Annotated in this window: 13 protein-coding genes and 5 tRNA genes; 6 read left to right on the top strand and 12 right to left on the bottom strand. The window is 74.4% G+C overall.

Translation table 11 applies throughout. The features are described from left to right. Nucleotides 1-10: 10 nt before the first annotated feature. The 3 genes from ACFVWY_RS07320 to ACFVWY_RS07310 form a co-directional block, all read right to left on the bottom strand. The gene (locus tag ACFVWY_RS07320; RefSeq protein ID WP_389868178.1) at nt 11-847 is read right to left on the bottom strand and encodes a GNAT family N-acetyltransferase; all 837 of its coding nucleotides are present in this window, start codon (nt 845-847) and stop codon (nt 11-13) included. Nucleotides 848-908: 61 nt separating this feature from the next. Beyond that, on the bottom strand, nt 909-1730 hold the full coding sequence (locus tag ACFVWY_RS07315; RefSeq protein WP_389868176.1) for an aminotransferase class IV: 822 nt from the start codon (nt 1728-1730) through the stop codon (nt 909-911). Next, entirely contained in the window at nt 1730-2764 is a 1035-nt protein-coding gene (locus ACFVWY_RS07310) for a chorismate-binding protein (RefSeq protein ID WP_389868354.1), read from the bottom strand. Before ACFVWY_RS07310 ends, ACFVWY_RS07315 begins: the two co-directional genes overlap by 1 nt. Before the next feature lie 163 nt (nt 2765-2927). Here ACFVWY_RS07310 and ACFVWY_RS07305 point away from each other — a divergent pair. The 5 genes from ACFVWY_RS07305 to ACFVWY_RS07285 all read left to right on the top strand — a co-directional run bounded on the left by ACFVWY_RS07305 (nt 2928) and on the right by ACFVWY_RS07285 (nt 3373). Further along, a tRNA-Gly gene (locus ACFVWY_RS07305) sits at nt 2928-3000 on the top strand. A 37-nt stretch (nt 3001-3037) separates the two neighbouring features. Beyond that, nucleotides 3038-3111: transfer RNA gene (locus tag ACFVWY_RS07300), tRNA-Cys, on the top strand. A 1-nt stretch (nt 3112) separates the two neighbouring features. Continuing rightward, a tRNA-Val gene (locus ACFVWY_RS07295) sits at nt 3113-3184 on the top strand. Between the two features lie 19 nt (nt 3185-3203). Continuing rightward, nucleotides 3204-3275, top strand: a tRNA-Val gene (locus ACFVWY_RS07290). Between the two features lie 23 nt (nt 3276-3298). Then, a tRNA-Val gene (locus ACFVWY_RS07285) sits at nt 3299-3373 on the top strand. 126 nt (nt 3374-3499) lie between these two features. Here the strand turns inward: ACFVWY_RS07285 and ACFVWY_RS07280 are convergent. The 3 genes from ACFVWY_RS07280 to ACFVWY_RS07270 all read right to left on the bottom strand — a co-directional run bounded on the left by ACFVWY_RS07280 (nt 3500) and on the right by ACFVWY_RS07270 (nt 5250). Next, nucleotides 3500-3778: a zf-TFIIB domain-containing protein gene (locus ACFVWY_RS07280; protein WP_389868174.1), complete on the bottom strand. Its 279-nt coding sequence runs from the start codon at nt 3776-3778 to the stop codon at nt 3500-3502. A 68-nt stretch (nt 3779-3846) separates the two neighbouring features. Further along, nucleotides 3847-4818 carry a phosphotransferase family protein gene (locus tag ACFVWY_RS07275; protein WP_389868172.1) on the bottom strand — a complete coding sequence of 324 codons (972 nt, stop codon included), beginning with the start codon at nt 4816-4818 and terminating at the stop codon, nt 3847-3849. A gap of 225 nt (nt 4819-5043) precedes the next feature. After that, on the bottom strand, nt 5044-5250 hold the full coding sequence (locus ACFVWY_RS07270; RefSeq protein ID WP_389868170.1) for a hypothetical protein: 207 nt from the start codon (nt 5248-5250) through the stop codon (nt 5044-5046). 596 nt (nt 5251-5846) lie between these two features. Between ACFVWY_RS07270 and ACFVWY_RS07265 the strand changes: the two genes are divergently transcribed. After that, nucleotides 5847-7163 (top strand): protein kinase, encoded by a 1317-nt coding sequence (locus ACFVWY_RS07265; RefSeq protein WP_389868169.1) that lies wholly within the window; start codon nt 5847-5849, stop codon nt 7161-7163. Between the two features lie 53 nt (nt 7164-7216). Here the strand turns inward: ACFVWY_RS07265 and ACFVWY_RS07260 are convergent, their stop codons facing one another. From ACFVWY_RS07260 to ACFVWY_RS07235, 6 genes are all read right to left on the bottom strand, one after another. Continuing rightward, entirely contained in the window at nt 7217-7744 is a 528-nt protein-coding gene (locus ACFVWY_RS07260; RefSeq protein ID WP_389868352.1) for a heme-binding protein, read from the bottom strand. 247 nt (nt 7745-7991) lie between these two features. Continuing rightward, the gene (locus ACFVWY_RS07255) at nt 7992-8825 is read right to left on the bottom strand and encodes a TrmH family RNA methyltransferase (RefSeq protein ID WP_389868168.1); all 834 of its coding nucleotides are present in this window, start codon (nt 8823-8825) and stop codon (nt 7992-7994) included. 100 nt (nt 8826-8925) lie between these two features. Then, on the bottom strand, nt 8926-10182 hold the full coding sequence (gene cobA / locus ACFVWY_RS07250; RefSeq protein ID WP_389868166.1) for a uroporphyrinogen-III C-methyltransferase: 1257 nt from the start codon (nt 10180-10182) through the stop codon (nt 8926-8928). 245 nt (nt 10183-10427) lie between these two features. Further along, nucleotides 10428-13964, bottom strand: coding sequence for a nicotinate-nucleotide--dimethylbenzimidazole phosphoribosyltransferase (cobT, locus tag ACFVWY_RS07245; RefSeq protein WP_389868165.1), 3537 nt, complete (start codon nt 13962-13964; stop codon nt 10428-10430). 332 nt (nt 13965-14296) lie between these two features. Next, entirely contained in the window at nt 14297-15520 is a 1224-nt protein-coding gene (cbiE, locus tag ACFVWY_RS07240) for a precorrin-6y C5,15-methyltransferase (decarboxylating) subunit CbiE (protein WP_389868163.1), read from the bottom strand. A gap of 106 nt (nt 15521-15626) precedes the next feature. Then, nucleotides 15627-16274, bottom strand: a complete 648-nt coding sequence (locus ACFVWY_RS07235) for a GNAT family N-acetyltransferase (protein WP_389868161.1) — start codon at nt 16272-16274, stop codon at nt 15627-15629. Nucleotides 16275-16303 lie beyond the last annotated feature (29 nt).

Here is a 16303-nt window from a genome sequence, read left to right as displayed (position 1 = left end):
CCCCCGCCCCTCAGAGGTCCTTGACCAGGTTGTACTGGGTCGTCCGGTATCCGAGCGACTCGTACAGCCGCAGTGCGGGCGTGTTGTCGGCGAACACGTGCAGGCCGAGGCGCCGGGCGCCCGCGGCCAGGGTGATGCGCTCCGCCTGGAGCATCAGGGCGCGCCCGTGGCCGCGGCCCCGGTGCTCCCGCGCCACCTCGACGTCGAACACATAGCCCGCCGTCTCGCCGTCTTCCTCCTGGTCGAGTGCCACCCACACGTGGCCGGTGGCCGTGCCGCCGTCAGTCAGGACGTGGATGCGGGTGCCCTCGGTGTCCAGGCCGTCCGGCAGGTTGCGGGCGTGGTCGGCCAGGGACTTGCGCATCGCCTCTTCGGCCGGGACGCCCCGGTCGATCCAGGACTGCGCGTACACGTCCACGCTGGTACGCCGCCAGATCTCGAACTCCGCGGCCGTCATCGGCCTGGCCGCGACCCCGTCGGGCAGCGCGGGCGCGGCCGGGCCGAGGTCCTTGGTCATGTTGCGGCTGCGTTCCGTGTAGCCGAGGGAGGCCGCCAGGCGCGCGGCACCCTCGTCGCCCTCCGGGACCGACAGCCGGACCCGGCCGCAGCCCCATCCGCGCAGTACCTCCTCTGCGGCGAGGGCCGCGATAGTGCCGCGGCCCCGGCGTCGGCTCGCCTCATCGATGGCCAGGGAGTGCAGTACTCCGGTGGACTCGCCGAACGCCGCGTCGGTGCTGATCTCGACGGAGCCGACGGGCCGCCCGTTGTCGCACACGTCGTAGCCGCGGTTCTTCGCACCGTCGGTGCCTTGCTGGATCGGCCCGGTCGGCCGGAGGGTCGTGGTCATCACAGATGTTCTATCCACTGCCCCCCGGCCCGTCACCCTCTTTTACGCGTGGGTTCCCGGCTCACGGGTCGAGGTGGTCCGCGGCCAGCTCGGCGAAGACCCGCATGGCCTTGGCGGTCACCGGGCCGGGCTCGCCGGGCAGCTCACGGCCGTCGATCCGGTGGACGGCCTGCACATCGCGCAGGGTGGAGGTGAGGAAGACCTCCTCGGCCCGCTCCAGGACGTCGAGGGGCAGTTCGGTCTCCCGGGCCCCCGTCCACTCGACGACCAGCGCGCGGGTGATCCCGGCGAGGCAGCCCGAGGCGACCGGCGGGGTGTGCAGCTGCCCGTCGAGGACGACGAAGACGTTGGAGCCCGTGCCCTCGCAGAGCTGGCCGACCGTGTTGGCGAAGAGCGCCTCCGAGGCCCCGTGCTCGCGGGCCCGCGCGAGGGCGACGACGTTCTCGGCGTACGAGGTGGTCTTGAGACCGGTGAGCGCGCCCCGTTCGTTGCGTACCCAGGGGACGGTGATCACGGAGGTGGTGTCGGGGCGGCGGGCCGTCTCGCCGAGCGCGACGACGAGGCTGGGGCCCGGGGCGCCGCGGTCGGAGCCGAGCGGGGCGGGCCCGCCGGTGTAGGTGATGCGCAGCCTGCCGAGCGGCATCGGGTTGGCCTCGACGACCTCGGCGCAGGCGCGGCGGACCGTGTCGAGGTCGGGCTCGGGCAGGCCGAGGCCGCGGGCCGAGCGGACCAGCCGGTCGAGGTGACGGGTGAGGGCGAAGGGCCTGCCGTCGACGGTCTTGACCGTTTCGAAGATCCCGTCGCCCACGGTCAGCCCGTGGTCGAGCACCGACACCCTGGCCTCCTCGGCGTCACACAGTGCGCCGTTGACCCACATCCTCATCACGTGGTCCTTCCGCTCGGTTCCCCGGCGCCCGACGCTACCGCGAGAAGCCGGGACGCCTTGAGTTCGGTCTCGTCCCATTCTCGTTCCGGGTCGGAACCCCAGGTGATACCGGCCCCGGTGCCGAAGCGGAGGACCGGCGCAGAACCGGTCCGGTCCACCCAGAAGGTCCGTATGCCCACCGCGAGCGACGCGGTTCCGCGGTCGGCGTCGACCCAGCCGATGCCGCCGCAGTAGGGGCCGCGCGGGGCGGTCTCCAGCTCCTCGATGATCCGCAGGGCGCTGGACTTGGGCGCCCCGGTGACCGAGCCGGGCGGGAACGCGGCGGCGAGCAGCCCGGACCAGCCGGCTCCTTCGGCCAGCTCGCCGCGCACGGTGGAGACGAGATGGACCAGGCCGGGGTGCTTCTCGACCACGCAGAGGTCCGGGACCGTGACCGATCCGGTGGCGCAGACCCGGCCCAGGTCGTTGCGGACCAGGTCGACGATCATCACGTTCTCCGCGTGGTCCTTCTCCAGCAGGTCGGCCTCGGTGCGGCCGGTCCCCTTGATCGGCCCCGACTCGACGGTCCGGCCGTCGCGGCGCAGGAAGAGTTCGGGAGAGGCGGTGGCGATCTCCACGCCGTGCCCGGGGAGCCGAATCGTTCCTGCGTACGGGGCGGGGTTGCCGCGGGCGAGCAGCGCGGTCAGCGCGTCCACGTCGGTCGCGGCCGGATCGGGCAGCGGCGCGCTCAGCACCCGGCAGAGGTTGGCCTGGTAGACCTCGCCCGCCGCGATGTACGCGCGGATCCGGCGTACGCCCTCGACGTACCCGGCGCGGTCCAGGGACGAGCTCCAGTCACCGGCCGCCGGGCCGCGCCAGGCCCCGGGCACTGGAGCCGGCACCGGCTGCTCGCGTACGGAGTCGAAGCGGGCGCAGAGGAGGCGGCCTTCGAAATCGGCCGACACGGCCCAGAAACCGGTCGAATCGAGGGCGGCGGGATCACTGGTCACGTCCCGGAGACCGGACGCGAGGAGGCCGCCGAAGCGGGCCATTGGAGCGAGGTCGTGCACGTCGTCGAGTCTAGGACGGCCCCCGGTGACCCGCGTCGGCGCGAGCGCACCTCAGCACGCTGCGCAAACGCGTTTTTGTACTGGCCCAGGAATCCGCTAGAGTTCAACACGTCGCCGGGACGCGCAAGCGGACCGGGAAAGACAAGCGGACGTAGCTCAGTTGGTAGAGCGCAACCTTGCCAAGGTTGAGGTCGCCAGTTCGAACCTGGTCGTCCGCTCGCAGAAAGTGGGGGATCCTCCCGACCCCCCACTCCTGGTGGAGTGGCCGAGAGGCGAGGCAACGGCCTGCAAAGCCGTCTACACGGGTTCAAATCCCGTCTCCACCTCCAAGGACGATTAGCTCAGCGGGAGAGCGCTTCCCTGACACGGAAGAGGTCACTGGTTCAATCCCAGTATCGTCCACTGGTCCGCAAGGATCCCCGCGCGATTAGCTCAGCGGGAGAGCGCTTCCCTGACACGGAAGAGGTCACTGGTTCAATCCCAGTATCGCGCACGCAGTACACGCAGGTTCACCCTGCGCGATTAGCTCAGCGGGAGAGCGCTTCCCTGACACGGAAGAGGTCACTGGTTCAATCCCAGTATCGCGCACCAGCGAAACCCCCGGTCGTTCCGACGACCGGGGGTTTTCCCGTGCTTGGCGCAGACCTACCGGTGTACCGGGACCGGGACGGAGCACGTCCGGGTCCGCGGTGAGGTGGTCACCGCGGACCGGTCCGTTCAGGACGAGAAGAGCATCCGGCCGAAACTCTTGTGGCGGTGGTGACCGCCGTGGTGGCCGCCGTACTGCGGGGCGCCCCAGGCGGGCTGCTGCGCCGGGTAGGCCTGCGGGGCGGGCGGTGCGGGCGGGGCCTGCTGCGTCCACTGCGCCTCGATGCGGGTGAGGGCCTCCAGCTCGCCGTAGTCGAGGAAGATCCCCCGGCAGCCGCTGCACTGCTCGATCTGTATGCCATTGCGGTTGTACGTGTGCATCTGCGCGTGGCACTTGGGACACTGCATGGTGGGGCTCACTCCTCGCCGTCGGGTCTCCGTCGGCGGGCGGCATGCCCGTCGGCGGTCGGTTCAGCCTACGACGAGTGCGGGGTGCCCAACTCGGGCGGGAGGGAAGCTATTCGGGCGCAGGTGTCGATCATCGCCTGCTCCACCTCGTCCGGAGCCCGGTCTTCCGCGGCGGACTTGGCGAGGGCCAGGGCCGCGGTCTGCACGGTCAGCGCACGGGCCGGTACGTCCAGCTCCGGCCAGGGGTCGCCCTCGGGGCGCACCGCGGGCCCGCCCGCCGCCCGGTAGGTGTCCAGGAAGCGGAGCCAGATGCCGGGCGGCAGGATTCCGGCGGCGTACCAGGCCGCGGGGCGGGCGAGGTCCCAGGCGGGGTCTCCGAGTCCGGCGTCGTCGATGTCGATGAGCCGCCAGGGGCCGTACGGGGCGGGGTGACGGACGAGCTGGCCGAGATGGAGGTCCCCGTGGCACAGGAACCGGGAGCGGTGCGGGGGCGGGGCGGCCCCGTCACGGGCCCAGTCCGGCAGCCGGTGCCAGGCGTCGAGCACCGGGGCGGTGGCCGGGTCGCCGGGCCGGGCGGCGCGCATCCGGGCCACGGCGAGCGCCGCCTTGGCGGGGCCGCGCATCGGCGGGAGGACGAGGGCGGGCGGGGCGGGGGTGCGGTGCAGTGCGGCCAGCAGCGCGGCCGCCTCCTCCCAGGGAGCGGCGTCGGGGTCGTCCGGGTCGACGGGTTCGCCGTGCGGCCACAGGGTGACGGGGCGGTCGTGGAGCGGGGCGGGCGGTGCGGTGGGCCGGGGGGTCAGGGGGGCGAGGAGGACCCCGGCGAGGCTCGGGTCGTTCGCGAGGGCCATCCGGCCGCGCAGCCCGGGGGCGTCCGTGCCGGGGGCGTGGGCCTTGGCGACGACGGGGCCGCTGCGGACCACGGTGCCGTCCGCGCGGTCGGCGAGGACGTGCGGGGGCGGGCAGGCGCAGGGCTCCCCGGGGCGCGCGTGGGCGGCCCGGTGGGCGAGAGCGCCGAGCGCGCGTATGACTGCGGTGGTCACGGTCTCCCCCGGTGGCGGACGGTGCGGGCGGGGCCCGGTCCGTACCGGCGCCCGCCGACGAGCGTACGCGCGCCGCGCCGCTGCCCGTACGGGCCCGGAAAGCGCGATGTCCGGTCAGCTCCCCAGCTGACCGGACACACGCTGCCGCCCGACGTACCCCCGTCCCCACGGGGTTGTTGGCCGGATGTCCCGGTCCGGACCGCTCTTCCGGACCCGGGGCGCCGCTCAGCGCCCCAGCATCACGCCCACGGACGACGCCTGTGTGACCACCGCATCCCAGCCGCCGAAGACGACCACGAGCAGGGCCGCCAGGGGAAGAACCATCGCCGTCGCCACCAGGGGGTGGCGCGTACCGGCCGGAGTGCGGCTGCCGAACGGGGCGTGCGCCCTGCGTCCCGCACGGATCGTGGTCCGCGTCGCCGTGTCCGCCATGGTTCCTCTCCTGACTCGTCGTGGAGCGGCGGACGTGTGACCTCGGGGGACGAGTGCTGCGCCCACCGCTCGATCTCAACAGTAGGGACGTGCGGCGGTGCGGGCGTCATGCCCGCGTACCGATTGCCGGGCCTCCCGGAGGATGAGCCCCCGTCCGTCGGCGTACTCCCCTGGGTGGAGACCGGTCCGCCCCGGCCCCGGGAGATCCCCGAGGGGGCGCGGCGAACTTCCCGGGGTGCCGGAGCCGTTGACCGGCGGTGCGGGCCCGGTGGCCGTGATGTCACTCACCCTTCGCCCTCCCGGGGCGCCGGGGGCCGGTCCCCTGGCCGCGGCGGGGGCCGCGCGGGACCGTGGCGGCGGAGGCCGGGGCCTCGTGTGGCGCGGTGACGGGACGGCGCCAACCGCCCTGCGCCGCAGCCTTCTTGGGGACGCGGCCCGCCGGGGGCCCGGCGCGGCGGTGCTCGTGCGCTCCGTCAGCGGCCGGGCCGCGTACCGACAATCGATCGGCCGGTGAGGGCGCGGCCTCTGAGCGCCCCGGGCGCCGGGTACGTAAGCTGTGCCTCGTCAGGCGGACCAGGCAGCGGGGATGGGCAGACATGGCGATGATGCGGCTCCGGCGCGAGGACCCGCGTGTCGTCGGCTCGTTCAGGCTGCACCGGCGGCTCGGGGCGGGCGGCATGGGCGTCGTCTACCTCGGTTCGGACCGGCGGGGCCAGCGGGTGGCGCTGAAGGTGATCCGCCCGGACCTGGCGGAGGACCAGGAGTTCCGTTCCCGTTTCGCGCGCGAGGTGTCCGCCGCCCGCCGGATCCGGGGCGGCTGTACGGCCCGTCTGGTGGCCGCGGATCTGGAGGCGGACCGACCGTGGTTCGCCACGCAGTACGTGCCGGGGCCCTCGCTGCACGACAAGGTGGCCGAGGAGGGTCCGCTGTCGGCGGCCGAGGTGGCCTCGATCGGGGCCGCGCTCTCGGAGGGCCTGGTGGCGGTGCACGAGGCGGGGGTGGTCCACCGCGACCTGAAGCCGTCGAACATCCTCCTCTCCCCCAAGGGCCCGCGGATCATCGACTTCGGGATCGCCTGGGCGACCGGGGCCTCCACCCTCACCCATGTCGGTACGGCGGTGGGTTCGCCGGGGTTCCTCGCGCCCGAGCAGGTGCGGGGCGCGGCCGTGACACCGGCGACCGACGTGTTCGCGCTGGGGGCCACGCTGGCGTACGCGGCCACCGCGGACTCGCCGTTCGGGCACGGCAGTTCCGAGGTGATGCTGTACCGCGTGGTGCATGAGGAGCCTCAGCTGCGCGATGTGCACGACGCGCTCGCACCGCTGGTGAGCGCCTGTCTGGCGAAGGATCCCGAGGAACGGCCGAGCACGCTGCAACTGTCCATGCGGCTCAAGGAGATCGCGGCGCGCGAGGCCCATGGGCTGCACGAGAGCCGGCCTCCTGCGCAGCGTTCGGCGCGGGAGCTGGAGCGGCCGACCGGCCGGCTCGACGGTCCGTACACCGAACAGCAGACACGGCGGGCGGCGCCGCCCTCGTCCCGTCCGCTGAAGCAGAAGCACGCGCAGCCGCAGGGCGGCCGGCCTGCCCCGTCGTCGCGGTCCGCCGCCTCCCGGACCGGCGGTTCGCGTCCCCCGCGGCAGCAGCCATCGCGCGAGACCACCCGGTCGGGCAGGCGCCCGCAGGGCACGAACGCGGCGAACGGCCGCCCCGGTACGCGGCCGGGAAACCGTCCCACGTCGGCGGGGCTGCGTCCGGCCAATCCGCGGCTGCTGCGGCAGCGGCTCTTCGTCTTCGTCGTGGTGACACTGCTGGTGGCGCTCGGTATCGCGGTGGCCCAGGGCTGCCAGGGGCCTGCCCGCGGGCTGGGTTCCGGTCATTCCGGCGGCGGGACGACGCACAGCGTCCTCGGGTAGACCTCCCGGGGCCGTTGCCCTGGCGTCAGCGGCAACCGTCCCGGCGGGTGTTCCTACCGGCCCAGCAGGCCGGCTCCGGCCTGGGCGAACTTCTCGTCGAGGTCGCCGGACGGGGCACCGGCCACGCCGATGCCCGCGATCGGGGCGCCCTTCGCGGTGACGGGGGCGCCGCCCGCGAGGAACAGGGTGCCCGGGATGTCCTTCAGCGTGGGGGCGTTCGCCAGGCGCTTGGCGAGCTCGGAGGTCGGGGCGTTCCAGGAGACGGCGGTGTACGCCTTCTTCACGGCCGACTCGTAGGCCTGCGGGCCCGCGCCGTCACCGCGCAGGGTCAGGATCGTGTTGCCGTCGCGGTCGACGACGGCGACCGAGACCCGCTGGTTCTCCTTCTCCGCCGCGTCGAGCGCCGCCTGGGCGGCCCTGGTCGCGGCGGCCAGGGTCAGGTGGGCGGAGCCGGTCACCTGCGTGCCCGCCGCCTCCGCCAGGGGCGCGGCGGCCGTGGAGGACCCTGCGTTGGCGTTGACCACGGCGAACGTCGCGAGGGCGACGGCCCCGGCCGCCGTGCCGCCGATGACGAGGCGCATCCGCTTCGAGGTCTTCCTGGCGTGCTTCACTGGGGTCGCTCCCGTGCTGGGTACGGGGCGCGGCTCCGTCCGCCCTGGGATTGCGGCGTCCGAACCCGCCGGCTGCTGCCGTCCCGTTCGGATCAAGCGTGCGGCCATGGGTGTCCCCGGCCCGTCGGCGGACCGGCTCCTCGTGGCGGGCGGGACGGCTGACTCCGGTGTCGGCCGATCGGCTGACCCCGGAGCGGGAGGTGTACGGCCCCGGGGGTCAGGAGGCGGAGGGCCGGGTGGCGTAGAAGGCGACGGCCGAGGCCGCGGCCACGTTGAGGGAGTCGACACCCGCGTCCATCGGGATGCGGACGTGCTCGTCGACCGCGGCGAGGGTGCCGGGGGCCAGGCCCGCTCCCTCGGTGCCGAAGACCAGCGCGAGCCGTTCGTCGTTGCGCGCCGCGAGCTGGTCGAGGGTGATCGCCCGTTCGCTCAGGCAGAGGGCGGCGAGCGTGAAGCCCGCGGAGCGCAGCACCTCCACGTCCTTGGGCCAGGAGTCCAGGCGGGTCCACGGCACCTGGAAGACGCCGCCCATCGAGACCTTGACGGACCGCCGGTAGAGGGGGTCGGCGCAGCGCGGGGTGAGGAGGACCGCGTCGATACCGAGAGCGGCGGCGTTACGGAAGGCGGCGCCCAGGTTGGCGTGGTCGACGATGTCCTCGAAGACGGCGACACGCCGGACCGTGCGGTCGCCGCCGTCGGCCGCCGTCAGCAGTGCGCCGGCGGTCGGCAGGGGCTTGCGCTGCATCGAGGCGAGGGCTCCGCGGTGGACGTGGTAGCCGGTGACCCGCTCGGCGAGCTCGGGGCTGACCGCGTACACCGGGGCCGGGACCTCGTCGATGACGTCCCGCATCAGGTCGATCCACTTCGCCGAGAGCAGCATCGAGCGCATCTCGTACCCGGCGTGTCCGGCCCGTCTGATCACCTTCTCGCCCTCGGCGATGAAGAGGCCCTCCGCGGGTTCCCGCCTGCGGCGGAGCTCGACGTCGGTGAGTCCGGTGTAGTCGCTCAGGCGGGGGTCGTCGGGGTCGTCGACGGTGATGAGATCAGCCACGGGTTCGATACTGCCTTGTCCGGTGTGCGGTGCCAACGGCTGGGGAGAAGTTCTGTTACCGCTGGTTACTCGGAGGGGGTGCGGGTGGTGCGCGGGGGCGCTATGCGGTGGGGAGCGGGGCGGCGCCGGTGCCGACCGCGACGACATCGCCGATGACGATGACGGCCGGGGGGCGGACGTCCTCGGCGGCGGCCCGTTCGGCCACGGTCGCGAGGGTCGCGTCGACGCGGCGCTGGGCGGCGGTGGTGCCTTCCTGGACCAGGGCGACCGGGGTGTCCGGGGACTTGCCGTGCTCGATCAGGGCCTTCGCGATGGCGCCGATCTTGTCGACGGCCATCAGCAGCACCAGGGTGCCGCGGAGCCGGGCGATCGCCGCCCAGTCGACCAGGGAACGCGCGTCGTCGGGGGCGACGTGTCCGCTGACGACGGTGAACTCGTGGGCGACCCCGCGGTGGGTGACGGGGATTCCGGCGGCGCCGGGCACGGAGATCGAGCTGGAGATGCCGGGGACGACGGTGCAGGCGATGCCCTCGGCGGCGAGCGCCTGGGCCTCTTCCATGCCCCGCCCGAAGACGAAGGGGTCACCGCCCTTGAGCCGTACGACGGCCTTGCCCGCCTTGGCGTGCTCGATGAGCGCCTGGTTGATCGCCTCCTGCGCCATGAAGCGGCCGTACGGGATCTTCGCCGCGTCGATCACCTCGACGTGCGGCGGCAGTTCGTCGAGGAGGTCGCGCGGGCCGAGCCGGTCTGCGATGACGACATCGGCCTCGGCGAGCAGGCGGCGGCCGCGCACGGTGATCAGGTCCGGGTCGCCGGGGCCGCCGCCGACCAGGGAGACGCCGGGCACGGGACGGGTGCGGTGGTGGGGAGCGGCGAGCGTGCCGTCGCGCAGTCCCTCGACGATGGCGTCGCGGACGGCCGCGGAGTGACGCGGGTCGCGGCCCTGGGCGTCGGTGGAGAGGACCGCGACGGTCACACCCTCGCTGCGGCCGGTGGCCGGGGTCCAGGCGGTGGCCACGTCAGCGTTGTCACTGCGTACGCACCAGGTGCGGGTACGTTCGGCCTCGGCCGACGCGGCGTTGTTGGCCGTGTCGTCGTCGGAGGCGACGAGCGCGTACCAGGTGTCGGCGAGGTCCCCGTCCTGGTAGCGGCGGCGCTCCCAGCGGATCTCCCCGGCGTCGGCCATCGCCTCGACGGACGGGGTCGCGGACGGCGATACGAGGGTGATGTCGGCGCCCGCCGCGATGAGTGCCGGGAGGCGGCGCTGTGCTACCTGGCCGCCGCCGATGACGACGACACGGCGCCCGGTCAGGCGGAGTCCGACGGGGTACGCGGGGTGATCGGCGTGCTCGGCCATGGCGGTGCGGACTCCTCGTGCGATGCGGGGTGCGGGCCGCTGCGACGGTGGAGCGGCGGTGACGTGCGGTTTTGTGGAGCGTGAGGCCACGATACGGGGTGGGCCGGGGGCGGGACCGGCCGGTGGAGCACGGGGGCGGGGCGGGCTCGCCCCGCCCCGTGGCGGTCCTCCGGCCCGGACCGGCCCCCGTGGGGGCACCGGTCCGGGCCGGGTACGGCCCCGCGTCACCTCCCGGTGCCGCCTCGCTACTTCTCGGTGACGCCCGCCGAGTCGAACGTCGCCACTTCGTGCATCGCCCGTGCGGCGCTCTGCACGATCGGCAGGGCCAGCAGCGCGCCGGTGCCCTCGCCGAGGCGGAGGTCGAGGTCGACCAGCGGGCGCAGGCCCAGCTTGTTGAGCGCGGCGACGTGGCCGGGCTCGGCGCTGCGGTGGCCCGCGATGCAGGCGGCCAGGGCCTCGGGGGCGATCGCCCGCGCGACCAGAGCCGCGGCGCCCGCGCTGACGCCGTCGAGAATGACGGGCGTACGGAGCGAGGCGCCGCCCAGCAGGAACCCGGCCATCGCCGCGTGCTCCAGACCGCCGACCGCCGCCAGCACGCCGACCGGGTCGGCCGGGTCGGGCTGGTGGAGTTCGAGGGCGCGGCGCACCACGTCCACCTTGCGGGCGTGCATCTCGTCGTTGATGCCCGTGCCGCGGCCGGTCACCTCGGCCGGGTCCACGCCGGTGTACACGCTGATGAGCGCGGCCGACGCGGTGGTGTTGGCGATGCCCATCTCACCTGTGAGCAGGCCCTTGTTGCCCGCCGCGACCAGGTCGCGGGCGGTCTCGATGCCGACCTCGATCGCCGCGAGCACCTCTTCACGGGTGAGGGCCGGGCCGGTGGTGAAGTCGGCCGTTCCCGCCCGGACCTTGCGGGGCAGCAGGCCGGGCGTCGCGGGCAGCTCCATCGCCACGCCGACGTCGACCACGCACACCTCGGCGCCGACCTGGGAGGCGAAGGCGTTGCAGACCGCGCCGCCGCCGAGGAAGTTGGCGACCATCTGGCCGGTGACCTCCTGCGGCCAGGCCGTGACGCCCTGGGCGTGCACCCCGTGGTCGCCCGCGAAGACCGCGACGGCGGCGGGCTCGGGGATCGGCGGCGGGCAGACCCGGGAGAGCCCGGACAGCTGCGCGGAGATGATCTCCAGCATGCCGAGCGCCCCGGCTGGCTTGGTCATCCGCTTCTGGCGCTCCCACGCCTCGCCGAGCGCCTTGGCGTCCAGCGGGCGGATGTTGGCGATGGTCTCCTGGAGCAGGTCGTGCGGCTCCTCGCCGGGCAGGGCGCGCCGTCCGTACGTCTCCTCGTGGACGACCCAGGACAGCGGGCGCCGCTTGGACCAGCCCGCCTGCATCAGCTCGGGCTCCTCGGGGAACTCGTCGACGTAACCGACGCACAGGTACGCGACGACTTCGAGGTGCTCGGGCAGGCCCAGGGCGCGGACCATCTCGCGCTCGTCGAAGAAGCTGACCCAGCCGACGCCGAGTCCTTCGGCGCGCGCGGCGAGCCAGAGGTTCTCGACGGCGAGCGCGGAGGAGTACGGGGCCATCTGCGGCTGGGTGTGCCGGCCGAGGGTGTGGCGGCCGCCGCGGGTGGGGTCGGCGGTGACGACGATGTTGACCGGGGTGTCGAGGATGGCCTCGATCTTCAGTTCCTTGAACTGCTTGGCCCGGCCCTTGGGCAGCGACTTGGCGTAGGCGTCACGCTGACGCTCGGCCAGTTCGTGCATGGAACGGCGGGTCTCCGCCGAGCGGATGACCACGAAGTCCCAGGGCTGGGAGTGGCCGACGCTGGGCGCGGTGTGCGCGGCTTCGAGGACGCGGAGCAGGACCTCGTGCGGGATGGGGTCGCTGCGGAAGCCGTTGCGGATGTCGCGGCGCTCGCGCATGACGCGGAGCACCGCTTCGCGCTCCGCGTCGTCGTAGCCGGGAGCGGGCGGAGCCGCGGGGACCTCGGGCTCGGGGTCCTGGGGCCGGGCTTCGGACTGTGCGGACTCGGGCGCGGGCTCGGTGGCGGGAGCCGCCTCCGGGGGCGCTGCGGCTTCCGCGGATTCCACGGCTTGCGCTGCCTCCGCGGCTTCCACTGCCTCTGCGGTTTCGGCGGCCCCGGCCGCTTCCGTGTCGTACGTGTCGGCCGCGGGGGCCGTGGCGTCCGGGGTCTCGATGGTCTCGGGGCCCTGCTCGGGCTCCGCCCCGGCGGCCACCGGTACCTCGGCAGCGGGCGCGGGGGCCGGTTCCGGGGCTTCGGCGGGCGCGGCCTCCGCCACGGGCTCGGTGACCGCGACGGGCTCGACGGCTTCCGCGGCCTCCGGCCGGTCGGCCCGTACGGGCTCCATGGCGAACGGCACACGCTCGGGCTCGGGTTCGGCCTCGGGCGCGGCCTCGGGCTCCGCCCCGGCGGTCGGCTCCGCGGCGGGCGTCGGGGCGGGCTGCGGAGCAGCGGGCACCGGGCCTTCCACCGGCACGAACTGGCCCGTGGGGACGGATTCGGCGGTCTCCTGCGGCGCCACGGCCTCCGCGGGAGCCTCGGCAGGCACCTCCACCGCCGCCCCGGCCGCCGTCTGCTCCGGCTGCGGCTCCACGGCGGAAGCGGCCTCGGCCGCGACGGTCTCGGCGGGCGTGACCTCGGCGGGCGTGACCTCGGCGGGCGTGACCTCGACGGGCGTGACTTCGGCGGGCCCTTCCTCGGCCGCCGCGGCCTCGGCGCCCGGAGCCTCGGCGTCCGGAGCTTCGGCGTCCGGCGGCACGGCCGGAGCGGGCTGCACCGGCTGCGGAGCCGGGGCCTGCTCCACGACGGGCTCGGCGGCGGGCGCGGCCACGGCCTCGGCGGCGGGCTGCGCAGCGGCCGGCACCGCTTCGGCAGCCGGTTCCGGCGCCGGTTCGGGAACGATCGTTTCCGCTTCCGCCGGAACGGCCTGCGCCTCCGGCTGCGCCACCGGGGCCTGGGCCCCCCACGGGCTGCCGCCCTGCGGCAGGACCTCGCCCAGCTGCGGGCCGGGCAGCGCTGAGGCGTCCTCGCCCGGCGCCTCGACGTACTCGGGGCCGGGGGCCTGCGCTACCGGGGGGGTCACCGGCGCCTGGGCGCGGGTTCGGGTGCGTGCCTGCGGGGCACCCGCGGGCCCCCGGTCGGCGAGCGAACGCACCACGCCGCCGGTCGGCGTACCGCCGTACGTCGGCGAGCCGTCGGCCGCGACCGGGCCACGGTGCAGCGGTCGGCGCACCGGCGCCTGCGGGGGGACCTGGGCCGCCGGGGCGGAGGCGGGGGCCGGCGACGGGACACGTACGCCCCCCAGGTCGACCGCACCGGAGTCCCGGCCACCGGACTCGTGGGTGCCCTGGCCGGTCGCGGGCAGCGGCTCGGCCACCGCCTGCTGGGCGGCGTACGCCTCCTCTGGCCGCGCCGGGACGGGCTCGGCCACCTGGACCTGGACGGGGCCCTGCGGCTGGGCGAGCGGCTCACCGGCCGGCTGGGCGTGGGGCTGCGCCGCGGGCGGGGCGTGGTGGGTGCCCTGCGCGGGAAGCGGCGTCTGGGCGGCGGCGCCCTCGGGGTACACCGGGGCCGGAACGGGCTGCGGGTCGCTCCAGCCGCCCTGGGGGCTGGGCATCAGAAGAACGTCGTCGTCCTCGACGGCATGCTCGGAGGGAGCAAGGTAGGCGTAGGCCTCCGGGGCGGCGACGCCCGGCTGCTCCGCCGTGCCCGCGTTCTCCGGCAGTCCCTCACCCGGGATCTGGCCGGTGTCACTCATGCGTACCCCTCGCCCATCGTCAGTCTTCTTCGGCCCTTCGCCCGGGACGCCCGAACACGGCGGGCCGGTGCTCGTCAACAAGAACGAGCGGGCTCGCCGCGCGGCACGAATCGGTCGCGGACATACTGCATTCTCGCGGCCGTTCGCCGCCGCGGCAGCCCATTTGGCCACGGCCCGCTGTGGACTGCGCCACTTCGCGCAGTCCCCGGTTCCGCCGTACCACAGCCGAGACCAAAACAGTCCCCTTTTCCGGACATTGACGAACGAAGCGACGAACGTCCGGGTGCGGTACAACAATCGGCCAGCCTACCTCGCGCGACACACCGCCCAGCTCATGGGGCGAGGCCGGAGCGCAGGCCCGAGAGGAGGAAGACGACCGAGCGTTCGCGCTCCGACCAGGCGGCCGTGTCGAGTTCGACGGACTGGAGCAGCGAGCAGCGGACGGTGTAGCCGTTCTCGGTGAGGGCGGCGCCGAGCGCCTCGGCCTCGTCGCGCGTCGAGGCGTGGGTCACGATCCGTTCCGGCCGCCGGTCGGTGACGGCGGTGACGACGGGCACCCCGCCGCCCCCGATCCGTACGATGTCGGGTTCCGGCAGGCGTTCCAGTACGTGGGGCGCCCGGCCCTGGACGACCTGGAGCTGTACTCCGTACGCCCGCGCCGCCGCCGCGGTCCGGGCGCAGGCCGCCGGGTCGCTGTCGACCGCCAGGACCGCCGCGCCGAAGCGCGCCGCCTCCACGGCCAGGGCCCCGCCGCCGGAGCCGATGTCCCAGAGGAGGTCGCCGGTGCGGGGGCCGAGGCGGGCCAGCTGGGCGGCGCGCAGCCCGGGGGCCCCGCCCTCGCCGCTGTCCGCACCGTCCGGGTACGCCTCGGCGGGCAGCGCCCAGCCGCGTACGCCGTGCGGGTGGTCGGGCTGAGGGCCGGTGATCCAGGCCCCTGCGGCCCGGGGTTCGGGGCCTGCGCCGATGACGATGACCACGTTGGGGTCGCGCCAGGCGTGGTCGGCGGCCTTGTCGGACGTGACGACGGTGACCTGTTCGCGGGCCGTGCCGAGCTCCTCGCAGATGACGAAGGTGCGGTGGACTCCTTCGAGGAGCAGGGCGAGTTCCGCGGGACCGGCGCCCGGCGAGGTGAGGACGGCGACCTTGTGGTGGGCGCGGCAGACGTTGACGGCGCGGCGCAGGGTGCGGGGGTGGGCGACGACCGTGCGGGCGTCCTCCCACGGCATGCCCGCGCGGGCGAACGCGGCGGCGACCGAGGAGACGGCCGGGACGACCTCGACCTCCAGTCCGTGCTCGGGGGCGCGGAGGGTGCGGACGACTCCGAAGTAGCCGGGATCTCCGTCGGCGAGCACCACGGCGCTGCCCCGGTGGCCCGCGATCCGGCGGGCGGCGAGGTCGATGGAGCCCAGGCGGATGCGTTCCGCGTTCGCCGGGACTTCGGGGAGTGCGAGGTGGTGGGCGGCTCCGGCGACGAGCGTGGCGGCCGAGAGGGCGGCCGCTGCCGCTTCCGTCAGGGGCGAGCCGTCCCAGCCGATCACGGTGACCCGATCGGCCATGTGTCGTCAGTCTCCTGGAGTCGTCGCAGGTGGGGGTGGTGGTGAGGGGCGGGCAGGGTGAGAGTACCCGGTCCGGGGCAGCAGAGGGCCTCACCCCCTTCGGGGGTCAGTTCCAGTCGTTGTAGCTGCCGTAGCCGCCCGCGTCGGCGAGCTGTTCGGCGACGCCTTCGAGGTCTTCGGGGAGCAGCCCCCAGACGATGAGGTCGGTCCTGATGTCGGTCCAGCCGCCGTCGGTGCCGTTGTCGGTCCGGCTCCGCGCTATGCGGGCGTTGCGCAGGACGCCCTCGCTGATGCACCCGAGCTTCTGGGCGACCTGCTGGGCGGCGGTGTTGTCGGCGGCGGTGCGCAGTTCGAGGCGTTCGAAGCCCTGGTCGCGGAAGAGCCACTGGGCCACCGCCAGCATGGATTCGGTGGCGTACCCCTCCCCACGGGCCCAGGGCGCGGTGATGTAGGAAGCCTCGGTCGCCAGGGTGCGCCAGTCGGTGCGGTGGAGCCGGACCGAGCCGACGAGCCGCTGGGTGAGGAATTCGGTGACGGCGAGGACGATGCCGTCGCCCGCGGTGCGCCGGGCGGGGGCGATCCTGCGGACCCAGCGTTCGGCGTCGACCCGGGTGTAGGGGTGGGGGGCGCCGGTCCAGGCGGTGACCATCTCGTCGTTCATCATCTCGATGTACGCGGGGAGGTCCACCATGTCGAAGGGGCGCAGCACCAACCGGTCCGTGCTGATGGAGATGTCCGGAAAGGTGGAAGTCATGCGCAGCTCCATGCTGAAGACCGTTAAAG

Source organism: Streptomyces sp. NPDC058195 (genome assembly GCF_042883525.1).
Lineage (GTDB): Bacteria > Actinomycetota > Actinomycetes > Streptomycetales > Streptomycetaceae > Streptomyces.
This window is presented reverse-complemented; position numbering and strand designations above follow the sequence as displayed.

Bases quoted from the DNA above. Each gene is read 5' to 3' on its own strand.
- ACFVWY_RS07320 (WP_389868178.1), bottom strand. From the start codon at position 847: ATGACCACGACCCTCCGGCCGACCGGGCCGATCCAGCAAGGCACCGAC.
- ACFVWY_RS07315 (WP_389868176.1), bottom strand. From the start codon at position 1,730: ATGAGGATGTGGGTCAACGGCGCACTGTGTGACGCCGAGGAGGCCAGG.
- ACFVWY_RS07310 (WP_389868354.1), bottom strand. From the start codon at position 2,764: ATGGCCCGCTTCGGCGGCCTCCTCGCGTCCGGTCTCCGGGACGTGACC.
- ACFVWY_RS07280 (WP_389868174.1), bottom strand. From the start codon at position 3,778: ATGCAGTGTCCCAAGTGCCACGCGCAGATGCACACGTACAACCGCAAT.
- ACFVWY_RS07270 (WP_389868170.1), bottom strand. From the start codon at position 5,250: ATGGCGGACACGGCGACGCGGACCACGATCCGTGCGGGACGCAGGGCG.
- ACFVWY_RS07265 (WP_389868169.1), top strand. From the start codon at position 5,847: ATGGCGATGATGCGGCTCCGGCGCGAGGACCCGCGTGTCGTCGGCTCG.
- ACFVWY_RS07260 (WP_389868352.1), bottom strand. From the start codon at position 7,744: ATGCGCCTCGTCATCGGCGGCACGGCGGCCGGGGCCGTCGCCCTCGCG.
- cobA (WP_389868166.1), bottom strand. From the start codon at position 10,182: ATGGCCGAGCACGCCGATCACCCCGCGTACCCCGTCGGACTCCGCCTG.
- cobT (WP_389868165.1), bottom strand. From the start codon at position 13,964: ATGAGTGACACCGGCCAGATCCCGGGTGAGGGACTGCCGGAGAACGCG.
- cbiE (WP_389868163.1), bottom strand. From the start codon at position 15,520: ATGGCCGATCGGGTCACCGTGATCGGCTGGGACGGCTCGCCCCTGACG.
- ACFVWY_RS07235 (WP_389868161.1), bottom strand. From the start codon at position 16,274: ATGACTTCCACCTTTCCGGACATCTCCATCAGCACGGACCGGTTGGTG.